7 protein-coding genes and 1 pseudogene are annotated in these 13,628 nt (G+C 71.4%); 1 reads left to right on the top strand and 7 read right to left on the bottom strand.

Annotated features, from left to right (window positions below; translation table 11 throughout):
* Window positions 1–116: 116 nt before the first annotated feature.
* The 6 genes and pseudogenes from ACQPW6_RS35215 to ACQPW6_RS35190 form a co-directional block, all read right to left on the bottom strand.
* Window positions 117–2,372 (bottom strand): annotated as a pseudogene (locus ACQPW6_RS35215) (family 78 glycoside hydrolase catalytic domain); the annotation flags it as partial.
* A gap of 1,206 nt (window positions 2,373–3,578) precedes the next feature.
* Complete coding sequence (locus tag ACQPW6_RS35210) at window positions 3,579–6,611, bottom strand: alpha-mannosidase (RefSeq protein WP_433893779.1); 3,033 nt, start codon at window positions 6,609–6,611, stop codon at window positions 3,579–3,581.
* A gap of 137 nt (window positions 6,612–6,748) precedes the next feature.
* On the bottom strand, window positions 6,749–8,020 hold the full coding sequence (locus tag ACQPW6_RS35205) for a glycoside hydrolase 5 family protein (protein ID WP_433894760.1): 1,272 nt from the start codon (window positions 8,018–8,020) through the stop codon (window positions 6,749–6,751).
* Window positions 8,021–8,131: 111 nt separating this feature from the next.
* The gene (locus tag ACQPW6_RS35200; protein WP_433893778.1) at window positions 8,132–9,058 is read right to left on the bottom strand and encodes a carbohydrate ABC transporter permease; all 927 of its coding nucleotides are present in this window, start codon (window positions 9,056–9,058) and stop codon (window positions 8,132–8,134) included.
* On the bottom strand, window positions 9,055–9,957 hold the full coding sequence (locus tag ACQPW6_RS35195) for a carbohydrate ABC transporter permease (protein WP_433893777.1): 903 nt from the start codon (window positions 9,955–9,957) through the stop codon (window positions 9,055–9,057). The genes ACQPW6_RS35200 and ACQPW6_RS35195 overlap by 4 nt, the downstream gene beginning before the upstream one ends.
* Window positions 9,958–9,970: 13 nt before the next feature.
* Window positions 9,971–11,257, bottom strand: a complete 1,287-nt coding sequence (locus tag ACQPW6_RS35190; protein ID WP_433894759.1) for an extracellular solute-binding protein — start codon at window positions 11,255–11,257, stop codon at window positions 9,971–9,973.
* Window positions 11,258–11,665: 408 nt separating this feature from the next.
* On the opposite strand from ACQPW6_RS35190, the gene ACQPW6_RS35185 reads away from it, so the two are divergent.
* Window positions 11,666–12,679 carry a LacI family DNA-binding transcriptional regulator gene (locus tag ACQPW6_RS35185; protein ID WP_433894758.1) on the top strand — a complete coding sequence of 338 codons (1,014 nt, stop codon included), beginning with the start codon at window positions 11,666–11,668 and terminating at the stop codon, window positions 12,677–12,679.
* Window positions 12,680–12,791: 112 nt separating this feature from the next.
* Here the strand turns inward: ACQPW6_RS35185 and ACQPW6_RS35180 are convergent, their stop codons facing one another.
* On the bottom strand, window positions 12,792–13,517 hold the full coding sequence (locus ACQPW6_RS35180; RefSeq protein ID WP_433894757.1) for an SDR family oxidoreductase: 726 nt from the start codon (window positions 13,515–13,517) through the stop codon (window positions 12,792–12,794).
* Between the last annotated feature and the right edge of the window lie 111 nt (window positions 13,518–13,628).

Here is a 13,628-nt window from a genome sequence, read left to right as displayed (position 1 = left end):
CGAAGGTCGCCGCGACGCCGAGGCCCGCGACCGGATGGAACGGTGGTCGCGGGCCTCGTCACGGGTCGCAGGTCTCAGGGCCTCGGGGCCTCAAGACCGCCGGGACCGACCGGCGGCTACTCGCCGCTGCTGAACTGCCAGTGCCCCGAGCCGATCGCGTACGTGGCCGTGCCCCCCTCGCTGTGCAGCAGCTTCGCGCCGTGCGGGGCGCTGACCCCGTCGTGCCCGTTGCCGTGCCCGTCGCCGTGCCCGCCGTGGCCCGACTGGGTGACCGGCATCGCGACCGTCGCCGTGGTGCCGATCGGCACGGTCACCGCCAGGTCGTACCGGCTCCCGGACCGGGTCCAGGAGGTGGCGATCGTGCCGTGCACGGTGTCGATCGACGCCGCCGCGTGCCGCAGCCCCGCCGGCACCTGCGGATCGATGCTCACCGTGCGGTAGCCCGCCGAGGTCGGCTGGATACCGCCCAACTGGGTGTAGAGCGAGGCGTTGATGCCGGCGAACATCGCGTGGTCGTGCGTCTCCATGCTGGAGGCGTACGTCCACTCCTCCCAGGAGCTGGTCGCGCCCTGGCTGATCTCGTACCCGAAGCCCGGGTAGCTGCGCTGGTCGAGGATGTTCATCGCCACGTCGGTCCTGCCGACCGCGGCGAGCGCGTCCACCAGGTAGCGGGTGCCGAAGATGCCGGTGTCCAGATGGCCGCCGTCCTTGCTGGTGATCGTGTTCACCAGCTGCCGGCCGACCGCCTGGACGTTCTGGGCGGGCACCATCCCGAAGGCCAGCGGCAGCACGCTGGTGGTCTGCCGGCCGTCGCCGTAGGTGTCGCCGGCCGCGTTGAGGAAGGCCGCGTTGAACGCCTGCTTGATGCTGTCGGCGAGCTGCGTGTAGTGGGTGGCGTCGTCGGAGTGGCCCAGCGCCTGGGCGGACTTCGCGACATCCTGGGCCTGGAGGAACGACAGCGCGGTGTTGACCACCGACACCTCGCTGGTGCAGGCGCCGGCGCCCGGCCCGCCGAGTCCGCCGTTGGCGTTGGACGAGCGGTCCGGCGGGCACCAGTCGCCGAAGCCGCGGTTGTCGGGCCAGATGTGGCCGGGGTAGTCGGTAGCGTTCTTGTCCACGAACGCCTTCATCGCCGGGTAGTCGGCCGCGAGCGTCGCGCTGTCGCCGTACTGCTCGTAAAGGGTCCAGGCCAGCGTGATCTGGTCGCCGTCCATGTCGGGCTGCTGCGCGTTGCCCGCGTCGTTGGGCAGCGGGGTGCCGGGCGGCATGTCCTGGAGGTACTTGGCGTAGTAGGCGTCCATGTCGAACTCGCGGGTGGAGGCGTCGTGGTAGGCCTGCACGTCCATGCCGGGGGGTGTGCGCTCGTCGCGGACCGGGTTGTCGGTGGGCACGCTCATCGAGTTGTTGAGGATGCTCCACCGGTTGTTCTGCCAGATCTGGTTCAGCAGCGGGTCGGAGGACGAGAAGGTGCCGGTGGAGGCCACGTCGGCGTGCACCACGCGGGCGTCGAGACTGGCGGCGGCCGGCGCTCCCGGGTAGCCGGTCAACTCGACGTAGCGGAAGCCGTGGTAGGTGAAGCGCGGCTCGTAGGTCTCGGTCTTTCCGGTGCCGGCGAGGGTGTACGTGTCGGTGGACGCCGCGGCCCGGTTCGTGGCCGTGTCCAGCATCCCGTCCTTGCCGACCTCCTCCGCGGTGCGCATCTTCACGGTGCTGCCGGCCGGACCGGTCACGTGCAGCCGCTCCCAGCCGGCGATGTTCTGCCCGAAGTCGTAGACGTAGACGCCCGGTTGCGGCTGGGTGACCTTCACCGGCCTCAGGGTGCCGGTCACCCGGATCGGCGGCATCGTGTCGGCGACCAGCTTCGCGGAGGGCGCGGCCACCGAGCGGACCGGCTGCCAGCCGGAGTCGTCGAAGCCCGCGGTGTCCCAACCGTGCTGCTCCAGCGTGGCGTTGTAGCTCTCGCCCGCGTAGATGTCGTCGGCGGTGATCGGTCCCGCCGACCACTTCCAGCTGTCGTCGGTGGTGACGTTGGCCTGGCTGCCGTCGGCGTAGGTGACCTGGATCAGCATCGCCGCCTGCTTGGGGCCGTTCCAACGGAAGCCGTACGGGCTGAACTTGGGGCCGTATCCGTTGCCCAGCCAGATGCCGACGCTGTTGGTGCTGGACTTGAGAGCGGCGGTGACGTCGTAGGTGTCGTACAGATTCCGCTGGTCGTAGGGCGAGTTGGCGGGCGCCAGCACATGGTCGCCGACCTTGCCGCCGTTGAGGTGCATCTCGTAGAAGCCGAGGCCGTAGACGTAGGCCCGCGCCTTGGTGATCTTCTGGCTGCCGAGGGTGAAGGTCTTGCGCAGCATCGGTGCGGCGGGGTCGGTGTTGAGCAGCGTCGGGTCGCCCTTCGGCTCCAACTGCCCGCCGGTGACGGCGGTGTCGGGGAACAGCGGGTCGGGCGAGGCGGAGAAGTCGTCGGAGAACAGCGTCGAACCGTCGGGGCCGTGCACCGCGAGGTTGTCGTACAGGGCGTCCTCGGCGGTGTTCCCGGTGGTGGAGCTGCGGAAGCCGAGGGTGCCGGCGCCGAGCGTGCCGTCGGTGCGGGTGTCGACCTGGGTGCCGTCGATCCAGGTGGTGAACCGGTCGCCGGCGGCGGTGACCTTCAGGTGGTGCGGCTGGTTGACGTTCGCCTCGGTGATCACCGGGCTGAGGTCGACCTCGCCGAGGGTGGTGAAGCTGCCGTCGTGCTGGACGTGCGGGCGCAGCAGCACCTTGCCGGGCGTGGAGGCCGCGTTGATCTGCCACATGTAGTAGTTGCGGGCGTCCTTGACCCGGAACAGCACGCTCGCCGCGCCGGCCTTGATGGTGAAGTCCGTGTCGAGGGTGAAGTCCGACCAGGAGTCGGCGGCGCCGGTGTCGGGGCTGATCCACTGCGCGCCCTGCCAGTCGCCCGCGGCCGTCAGGCCGGTCTCCCAGCGGGCGGTCGGGCTCCAGGCCGAGGGCCGGCCGCGGCCGTCCCACACCTGCACCGTCCAGTAGTACGTCTTCCCGGACGCCAACTTCGGCCCGCCGTAAGGGATTCCGGTCGACGTGCCGCTCGCGACCCGGCCGCTGTCCCAGATGTCGGCGTGCCGGGGGTCGAGCCGGCCGGGGCTGCCGGCCACCAGCACCCGGTAGGCGGTCTGCCGCTGGTCGTTGAGCGGGGAGCGCAGCTGCCAGCCGAGGGTGGGGTGGGCATCGTCGGTGCCCAGCGGATTCACGGTGCCGTCGACCCGCAGGTCCTGTACCGAGACTCCGCCGCTCGCGGCGTGCGCGACGGCGCCCGGGCCGAAGGGCGAGCCGCCGAAGGACAGCGCGGCGACCAGGAGGGCGACGAGCGCGCTCCAGTACAGCGGCCTCGTGCGATGGGTGCGACTGGGCATCGGGCTCCGTCCTCCGGCAAACCGTGCTGCGGGAAACGTGTCTTAAAACGTTTCAAACAGCGGCCACCTTATCGGCGCGGAAACCGAACGGCTATACCCGTGCACGTACTGAATCCATCCACGGCGGGCCGGGCCCCTGAAGGCCCGGCCCGCCGTGGAGAGTTGGCGTCAGGCGCGCCGCAGCCGCAGCGTGCGCAGCTCGAACGGCCGCAGCGACAGCGCGACCGAGCCCTCGGCGTCCAGCACCGGCTGCTCGGCGGCCGCGTCGGTCAGCGGGCGCTCCAGCAGGTCCGTCACCGTGGCGGACCGCACCTCGCAGGACACGGCGAGCGTCGCGGTGGCCCGGCCGCCGGTCGACTCGTAGAGCCGGACGACGAGGTCGCCGCTCTCGTCGTCGGCGAGCTTGACGGCGGTGACGACCACGGCCGGGTTGGACACGCTGACCAGCGCGTCGACCGGCCGCCCGCCCTGGATCCGGCGCTCGGGCAGGTTGACGCCGTAGCCCTCGGCCACCGCGTCGGCGATGCTCGCACCCGGCACCAGCGCGTGCCGGAACCGGTGCACGCCCTGGTCGGTCTCCGGGTCGGGGAAGCGCGGGGCACGCAGCAGCGAGACCCGCACCGTGGTGGTCGTACCGCCGTCGGTGTCACGGACGGTACGGGTCACGTCGTGGCCGTACGTCGAGTCGTTGACCAGCGCCACGCCCCAGCCGGGCTCGGCCAGCTGCACGAACCGGTGGTTGCACGCCTCGAACTTCGCCGACTCCCACGTGGTGTTGGTGTGGGTGGGGCGGTAGACGTGCCCGAACTGGGTCTCCGAGGCGTAGCGTTCGGCGTGGATGTCCAGCGGGAACGCGGCCTTGAGGAACTTCTCCGTCTCGTGCCAGTCCACCTCGGTGTCGATGTCCAGCCGCTTGGCGCCGGGCGCCAGCGACAGCACCTGGGTGACGCGGGAGGAGCCGAAGCCGCGCACGACCCGCACCGCCGCCGACTCCCCCGCCACGGGGCTGAGTTCGTCGAGGTCGGTCAGGTCGGTGACGGTGTTGCGGTAGAACTCGTCCACGTCCCAGGCGTCCCACTGGTTGGGGAAGTCCGGGTGGATCTGCAGCAGGTTCGCGGCCGTGCCGGGGGCGACGGTCTCGCGGTCCGCGGCCAGGTCGTAGGCCGACACGACGAGGCCGCGGGCGTCCACCTCGACCCGCAGCAGGCCGTTGTCCAGGACGAAGCCGCCGCCGGCGCGGGCGGTCAGCTCCGCCGGGGCGGCCGCCGCGGCCGGGGCCGCGCCCGCGCCCGCCGCGATGCCGCGCCGGGTGTGCGGGGCCGAGTTGAAGACCAGCTCCGTGCCGCCCTCGCCGGCCAGCGCGCGCTGCGCCGCGTCGATGATCGCGGTCAGCTCGGCGGCCACCGCCGCGTAGGTGTTGCGGGCCTCGCGGTGCACCCAGGCGATCGACGAGCCCGGCAGGATGTCGTGGAACTGGTGCAGCAGCACCGTCTTCCAGATCCGGTCCAGCTGCTCGTACGGGTAGGCCGCGCCGGTCCGCACCGCGGCGGTGGCGGCCCACAACTCGGCCTCGTACAGCAGGTGTTCGCTGCGCCGGTTGCCCTGCTTGGTCTGCGCCTGGCTGGTCAGGGTGGCGCGGTGCAGCTCCAGGTACAGCTCGCCGACCCAGACCGGCGGGTTGGCGTACTCCGCCTCGGCCTTGGTGAAGAACTCCTCCGGGGTCTCCCACTCGACCCTCGCGGAGCCCTCCAGGCTGCGCATCCTGGCCGCCTTGGCGATGATCTCCCGGGTGGTGCCGCCGCCGCCGTCGCCGTAGCCGCTGGGCGCCAGCGAGTGCCGGGCGACGCCCTTCTCCTTGAAGTTGCGGGCCGCGTGCGCGATCTCCCGGCCCAGCATCGAGCAGTTGTAGGTGTCCACCGGCGGGAAGTGGGTGAAGATCCGGGTCCCGTCGATGCCCTCCCAGTTGAACGTGTGGTGCGGGAACTTGTTGATGGTGCTCCACGAGATCTTCTGGGTGAGCAGCCACTTGGACCCGGCGGCCTTGATGATCTGCGGCAGCCCGGCCGCGAAGCCGAACGTGTCAGGCAGCCACGCCTCGTCGTTGTCGACGCCGAACTCGTCGATGAAGAACCGCTTGCCGTGCACGAACTGCCGGGCCATCGCCTCGGATCCCGGCATGTTGGTGTCCGACTCCACCCACATCCCGCCGGCCGGCACCAGCCGGCCGTCCGCGACGGCCTGCTTGACCCTGGCGTAGACCTCGGGCCGGTGCTCCTTGATCCAGGCGAACTGCTGCGCCTGCGACATCGCGAAGACGAACTCCGGCTCGTCCTCCAGCAGGGCGGTCATGTTGGCGGTGGTGCGGGCCACCTTCCTGACCGTCTCGCGCAGCGGCCACAGCCAGGCCGAGTCGATGTGGGCGTGGCCCACGGCGCTGATCCGGTGGGCGGTCGGCGCCGCCGGGGCGGCCAGCACCTCGGCCAGCTCGGCGCGGGCCGCGGCGGCCGTGCCGCCCACGTCCTGCAGGTCGACGGCGTCCAGGCAGCGGCTGATCGCGCGCAGGATCTCGTGCCGGCGCATGCCGTCCTCGGGCAGCTCCTGCATCAGCTCGCCGAGCACCTCCAGGTCCTGGATCAGCTCCCAGACGGTCTCGTCGAACACCGCGAGGTCCATCCGGGCCAGCACGTACTGCGGCTTGTCGCCCGCGGTGTCCTTGTCGCCGAGCTGCGTCGGCAGGAAGGGGTGGTAGTCGAGGATCACCGGGTTGGAGGCGGCCTCGACGTGCAGCAGCACCTCTTCGCCGCCGGCCACCGGCGCGCCGATCCGCACCCACTGGTTGCGCGGGTTGAGGCCCTTCACCGGGCTGCCGTCGGGCCGGTAGACCAGGCCCTCGCACTGGAAGCCGGGCATGTTCTCGTCGAAGCCCAGGTCGAGCACCGCCTCGACGGTGCGGCCGGCCCACGCCTCGGGCACGGTGCCCGACACCCGGAACCAGCTCGTGCCCCACGGCGCTCCCCACCGGTCGCCCACCGCGATCGGCTCGACCGGGCCGGCCAGCCCCTCCGCGACGGGCACGGGCTCGCCGGGCGCGGTCCACACGGCCACGTCGAGCGGCGTGGACTCGGGGTGGACGGCGGGGCGGATCCGCTCGTCGAGCACGCGCTTGAGGCGGGCTTCGACCAGGCTGCGGTCGTCGTGCATGAAAGGTGCTCCTGGGAAAGATGGGTCCGGCAGTCCGTGGGTACGCTACGTGGCGAGGTCCGGCCGGCGGTCAGGCGGGGCTCGGTCAGCGCCGGCGACGTCGCTGGTGGCGGTGTCGGCGGCGGTGTCAGGGGCGGTCAGACATCCTGCGTCCTGACCACCTCGGTGATCGACCGGGCCGCCAGGTGCGCCCCGTCGCCGGCGTGCTCCGCCAGTACGGCGGCCGGCCGCACCCCCGCCTCGGTCAGCTTGGCGAAGGCCTCGAAGAACGCCCCGCCGGGCGCGCACACCGAGCGGCCGGGCGCGGTGCCGCCGCCGCCCTGCGCCTCGTGCTCGATGTCCGCGATGTCCACCACGAGGGCCGTCGTACGCGGCGCGGGTTCGTACCGTCTGTTCCGCCACTCCCCCACGATGCGGCGGATGGACTCGCCGGCGGGCTTGACGCGCCGGTCGTTGGTGAGCAGGCCGAGCGAGTATTCGAGCTCGGGGAAGTCGGCGAGCGAGCGCGACACGTCGTGCGAGCACCACCAGGTGACGCCCCAGACGTCCTGGCAGTCCAGCGCGTTCGCCACGGTGGCCTCGGTGAAGGCGGCGGCGTGTTCGGCGGGGATCACCGGGGCGGGCGCGCCGACCTCCTGGAGCCACACCGGCCGGTGCGGGTCGGGGGCCCACGCCTTGGCCAGCTCGATCAGGTAGGCGGCGTGGTGCTCGGTGGCGGTGCCGGTGCGGCCGTGCCGCTGCGCGGTGCCGTTGAACACCCAGGAGTGGACGGCCGTGACACCGCCGAGGGTCGCCGCGTGCCCGGGCGTGAAGGGGTGCCCGTCCAGGTACCAGGCGGCGTCGTAGGCGGCGTGCAGGTGCAGCCTGCCGGGCGCCCCCTCCTCGCAGGCCGCGAGCACCCGCTCCAGCCAGCCGGCGGCCTGCGCCGGGGTGATCCGGTCGGGGTCGGGGTGCGGCGGCCCGGAGAACTGGTTGATCTCGTTGCCGACGGTCATGCCGATGAAGTTCGGCCGGTCGGCGAGGGCGGCGGCGAGCGTGCGCAGGTACACGGTCTGCCCGGCGACCACGTCGGGGTCGGTGAAGATGTTCCTGCGGTGCCAGGTCTGGGTCCAGGCGGGCAGGAAGTCGAAGCTGGACAGGTGCCCCTGAAGGCCGTCCACGTTGACGTCGAGTCCGCGCTCCGCGGCGGCGTCGGCGAGCTGGACCAGCTGCTCGACGGCCCGCGGCCTGATCAGGGTGCGGTTGGGCTGGAAGACCGGCCACAGCGGGAAGACCCTGATGTGGTCCAGGCCCAGGCCCGCGATCGAGTCGAGGTCGGCGCGTACGGCGTCCAGGTCGAAGTCCAGCCAGTGGTGGAACCACCCTTGGCTGGGCGTGTAGTTGGCGCCGAAGCGGGGGCGGCGAGGGATGCTCACGGAGAGAAGTGTCCTGGTTCTGGGAGCGGGCGGCCAGTTGCTCTGCTGCGGTCGCGGCACGGTGGCCGGTCGCCGCGGCCGCGGCACGGTGGCCGCGACCGCGTGTCAGCCCTTGACGGCTCCCTCGCCGACCCCGCGGAAGAAGTACCGCTGGAGGCAGGCGAAGAGCGCGATGAGCGGGGCCACGGCGATGATCGTGCCGGCCGCCACGAGGCGTTCGTCGTTGGCGAAGGTGCCGTGCAGGTAGTTCAGGCCGATGGTCAGGGTGTACTTGTTCGGGTCGCTGAGCACGATCAGCGGCCACAGGAAGTCGTCCCACGCCCCCATGAACGCGAAGATCGCCACGACCGCGAGGGTGCCCTTGACCGAGGGCAGCGCGATCCGGGTGAAGCGCTGCCAGGCGTTGGCGCCGTCGACGAAGGCCGCCTCCTCCACCTCGGCGGGCAGGTTGAGGAACGCGTTGCGCATCAGCAGGACGTTGATCGAGCTGATCGCGCCGGGCAGCAGCACCCCGACGAGGGTGTTGTTCAGGCCCAGCGAGCGCATGGTGGTGAACTGCGCGATGATCAGGCCCTCGACCGGCACCAGCATGGCCAGCAGGAAGACCAGGGTGGCGGCCCGGCGGCCCCGGTAGCGCATCCGGGCCAGCGCGTAGCCGGCCATCGCGGAGCCCGCGCAGTTGGTGACGACGCTGGCGAGCGCGACCTTGACGGAGTTCCAGATGTAGTCCCACACCGGGATGGTGTCGGCGACCCGGGCGAAGTTGTGCAGCGTCGGGCTGCCCGGCAGGAACTTCGGCGGCGAGCTGAAGATGTCCTCGTGCGGCCCCTTCAGCGCGGTGGACAGCTGCCAGACGAACGGCCCCACGGTCAGCGCCAGGACGGCGAGCAGCAGCACGTACCGCAGGACCAGCTGCCAGACCGGGACGCGGCGGCCCTCGGCGTCGGTGAAGCGCGGCCGCTTCGGCTTGCGCCTCCGCTCGGCCGGGGCGTCCACCGGGGCGGCGGCCTTGGCGTCGGCCGGGGCACTCATGCGTCCTCCTTGCGATCGGCGCGCAGCACCAGCAGCATCAGCGCGACCACCACGACGAAGACGACGACCGACAGGGCGGAGGCGTAGCCGACCCGCCCGCTCAGTCCGGTGCCGGTGCGCTCGATGAGCATCACCAGCGTGGTGTCCTCGCCGGCCGGGCCGCCGTTGGGGCCCGCCATCAGATAGACCTCGGAGAACACCTTGAACGCGGCGACCGAGGAGAGCGCGCCGACCAGCACCATCGTGGAGCGGACGGCCGGCATGGTGACGGTGAAGAACCGGCGGATCGCGCCCGCGCCGTCCACCGCCGCGGCCTCGTGCAGCTCGCGCGGCACGTTGGCCAGCGCGGCCAGATAGATGATCATGTAGTAGCCCAGGCCCTTCCAGACCGTGACCGCCATGGCGCTGAACAGCAGCAGCCACTGGTCGCCGAGGAAGTTGACCTTGCCGCCGCCCAGCGCCTGGAGCACCGAGTTGATCAGGCCGCGGTCGTCCAGCATCCACACCCAGATCAGGCCGACCACCACGATCGAGGCGACCACCGGGGTGTAGAACGCCGACCGGAAGAAGGCGATGCCGGGGATCTGCCGCTGCACCAGCATGGCGAGCAGCAGCGGCAGGACCACCAGCGCCGGCACCACCACCACGACGTACAGGGCGCTGTTGCGCAGGCCGATCCAGAACATGTCGTCGTGGAGCAGCTCGCGGTAGTTCGCCAGCCCGACGAAGTGGCCGGGCAGCAGCGTCCTGCGGTCGGTGAAGGAGTTGTAGATCGTGCTCAGGAACGGGTAGAGGCTGAACGCGCCGACGATCAGCAGGCCCGGCGCCGCCAGCAGCCATGGTGTGGACCACAGTTGGCGCCGGACCCGGATCACGGCCCGGCCGTGGGAAGTGGACATCCGGTCGTCCTGTTCAGCTCTGCTGGAGCAGCTGGTCGCAGCTCTTGACGGCCTTGTCGAGCGCGTCCTTCGGGGACTGCTTGCCCTGCAGCGCCTTGGCGACCTCGTTGCCGAGCTCGGTCTTCATCTGGTCGCTGAACTGCACCGGCGTGTAGTTCACCGCGTTCTGCAGGGACTTGGCCGCGGCGATCCTGACCCGGGTGGCGTCGGTGCCGTCCTCCTTGGTGAAGTACGGGTCGTTCAGCGAGTTGGCGGTGCTCGGGAAGATCGCCACCTGCTTGGCGAACGACATCTGCCGGGTCGCGTCGGTCACGAAGTGCGCGAAGGCGACCGCGGCCGGCTTCTGCTTGGTCTTGGCGTTCACCATGACGCTCTGCACGTACATGTTGACCTTGCCGGTGCTGGTGATCTGGTTGGTGATCCCGATGTTCTTGTAGAGGTTCGGCGCCTGCTTCTTGAAGTTGTCCAGGTCCAGCGCGCTGCCCGGGTTCATCGCCACCGACTCGGTGAGGAACTTGTGACCCGAGGACTCCGGGGTCGCGGTCAGCGCCTGCGAGTCGAGCGCGCCGGCGTCGTACAACTCCTTGTAGTGCGTGAGGAGTTCGACGCCCTTGGCGTCGTTGAAGGCGAAGCCGGTGCCGTCGGCGGTGGTCAGCTGCGCGCCGTAGCGGCCGAAGTCCTCGATGGTGGGGACGTTGGCGAGGGTGGCGATCTTGCCGCCGCTCTGCTTGGCGATCTTCAGCGCGTCGGAGAACAGGTCGTCGTACGAGGTCGGCGGCTGCTCCGGGTCGAGCCCGGCCTTGGTGAACAGCGACTTGTTGTAGAACAGCGGGCCGGTGTTCAGGTACCAGGGGAAGGCGTAGGTGCCGTTCAGGCCGGGGACCTGGTCGGCCTTCCAGGCGCCGGGCAGGTACTCCTTGGTGTACTTCGACGCGGACTTGTCCAGATCGAGCGCGATGCCCGCCTTCGCCAGCGGGGCCAGCAGGTCGGGCGTGACGTTGACGACGTCGGGCAGGGTGCCGCCGGCCGCGTCGGCGCTGAGCTTGTCGGCGTAGCCGTCGGCGGGCTGGTCGACCCACTTGACCTTGGTGCCCGGGTACTGCTTCTGGAAGTCGGCTATGACGCCGTTGAAGTAGCTCTTGAAGTTCGCCTTCAGGTTCCAGGTCTGGAAGGTGATCGTGCCCTTCACCGGGCCCGAGGCATCGGACGAGCCGCCGCCGGACCCTCCACCACCGCAGGCGCTCAACGGCGCGATCGCGGCGACTACGGCCACGGCGGCTACTGCTGCTCTGGGGGACATACGCACGGTTGACGGCTCCTTTGCTCGGACCAGCGCACGGCGACGAGCCGGGCGGCGGATGCCGCCGGCTGCCTGGGATGCCTGCGATGAGGACCCTGCATTGCCTCTGGGGTCAAAGTCAACACATTCTTACCTGTAGATTGCACGGATAATCAATCTGAGCAGGTCAGAGGCTTGCAGTGGCGAAGAAGTCGTTGTCGACTAAGGCGCTATAGTGCCAACTGACTCAAGCGCATTAGTCCTCGGAGGCCGGCCGTTCTGGCCGGCCGGGCGGGGCCGTATGATGCCCACGGAGACATGCGGGAAAGGGGACTTCCGGTGGCAGTTGACCGGGCATCGGGCGGGCAGCCGGAGCAGCCGGCGGCGGGACGCGTCCCGGCCAGGCGCACCCCCGCGCGCCGTCCCACGATGAAGGACATCGCCCAGCGCGCCGCCGTCTCGGAGAGCGCGGTGTCGTTCGCGCTGAACGGCCGGCCCGGTGTCTCGGAGGTCACCAGGGACCGGATCCGGCGGGTGGCCGAGCAGCTCGGCTGGCAGCCGAGCACGGCGGCCCGCGCGCTGTCCGGCGAGGGTTCGGCGACGGTCGGCCTGGTGCTGGCCCGGCCCGCGGCCTCGCTCGGCGTGGACTCGTTCTTCCTGCAACTCGTCTCGGGGATCCAGGAGATCCTGGCCGAGCGCCATCTCGGCCTGCTCTTCCGGGTGGTGGAGGACATCGACGCCGAGTGCGCGGTCTACCGCCGCTGGTGGGCCGAGCACCGGGTGGACGGCGTCCTGGTGGTCGACCCCAGGACCGACGACCCGCGCCCCGAACTGCTCGACGGCCTCGGCCTGCCGGGTGTCGTCATCGGCGCGCTCCCCGAGGGCGACGCCGGCGCGCACCCCGCGCTGTCGCAGGTGCGGGCCGACGACAGCGCGGCGATGGCCTCGGTGCTGGACCGGCTGTACGAGCTCGGCCACCGCCGGATCGTGCACATCGCGGGCCTGCCCACCCTCGCCCACACCGAGCGCCGGATCAGGTCGCTGCGCGAGGCGGCCCTGCGCCGCGGACTGACCGCGGTCCGCTCGGAGCCCACCGACTACTCCGACGTCCAGGGCGCCGAGGTGACCCGCCGGGTGCTGCGGCAGCCGCAGCCGCCCACCGCGCTGATCTACGACAACGACGTGATGGCGGCGGCCGGTTCGGCCGTCATCACCGGGCTCGGCCTGACCGTCCCCGACGACGTGTCCGTCGTCTCCTGGGAGGACTCGCTGCTGTGCCGGCTGGCGCACCCGTGGCTGACGGCGCTGTCCCGGGACAGCATCGCGTTCGGCCGGCTGGCGGCCGGCGAGCTGATGTCGCTGCTGACGAACGCGCCGCCGCGGACGGTGGAGGTGCCGGTGCCGCGGCTGATCGAGCGGGAGAGCACGGCCGAGGCCCGGTGATCCGGGGGTCTGTCCACCGGGGCCGGCGGGCGGCGGGCGCGGCCGGCTGCCCGGCGACGGCGGCAGGCCCGGTGGCCCGTCCGTCGGCCGGTCCCGCGGCCGGTCCCGCGGTTCACCAGGGGACGACGCCGTCCTCGTCGAAGAAGCCGCCGGTCGGTCCGCCGTCCGGCAGGCTCGCCAGCCGGATCGCGATGGCCGCGCCCTGCTCCGGGGTGCGGACACCGCGGAAGCCGTTGAGGTCGGTCGCGCAGTAGCCGGGGCAGGCCGCGTTGATCAGGATGCCGGTGCCCTGCAACTGCTTGGCGTACTGCACGGTCACCGCGTTGAGGAACGTCTTGGACGGCGCGTAGGCGATGGAGATCGGGCCCGTCTCGGCGCCCGGAGTGGTCTGCCGGGCCAGCGAGCCCACCGTGCTGGACATGTTCACGATCCGCGGCGACGCCGAGCGGCGCAGCAGCGGCAGCAGCGTGTCGGTGACCCGGATGACGCCGATGACGTTGGTCTCCACGGCGGTCCGTACCGCCGACACGGCCGCCGTGGTGGGCTCCTGCGGGTGGCCGCCGGTCACCCCGGCGTTGTTGACGAGGACGTCGAGCCGGCCGGTCCGCTGCTCGATCAGCCGCGCGGCGGCGGCCACGCTCGCGTCGTCGGTCACGTCAAGCGGCACGCCGAACGCGTCGATGCCGGCGGCGCGCAGCTTCTGTACGGCGGCCTCCCTGCGCTCGTCGTCGCGGGCGCCGACGCCGATGCTCCAGCCGAGGGCGCCGAGGCCGGCCGCGATCTCGTACCCGATGCCCTTGTTCGCGCCGGTGACCAGCGCGACCGTCTTGTGTTCCATGCGTTCGTCCATGGGTTCCATCGTGTCCCGGCGCCTTGCCGTGCGGCCAACACCATGTGGGTGGGCGCCGATACCGTCCCGGTATCACAGCAGCTCACCGCGGAGATCGCG

This window comes from Streptomyces sp. CA-111067 (assembly GCF_050956065.1).
Classification (GTDB): Bacteria; Actinomycetota; Actinomycetes; order Streptomycetales; family Streptomycetaceae; genus Actinacidiphila.
The sequence above is the reverse complement of the archived record's forward strand: the minus strand, read 5'-3'. Positions and strand labels throughout refer to the sequence as shown.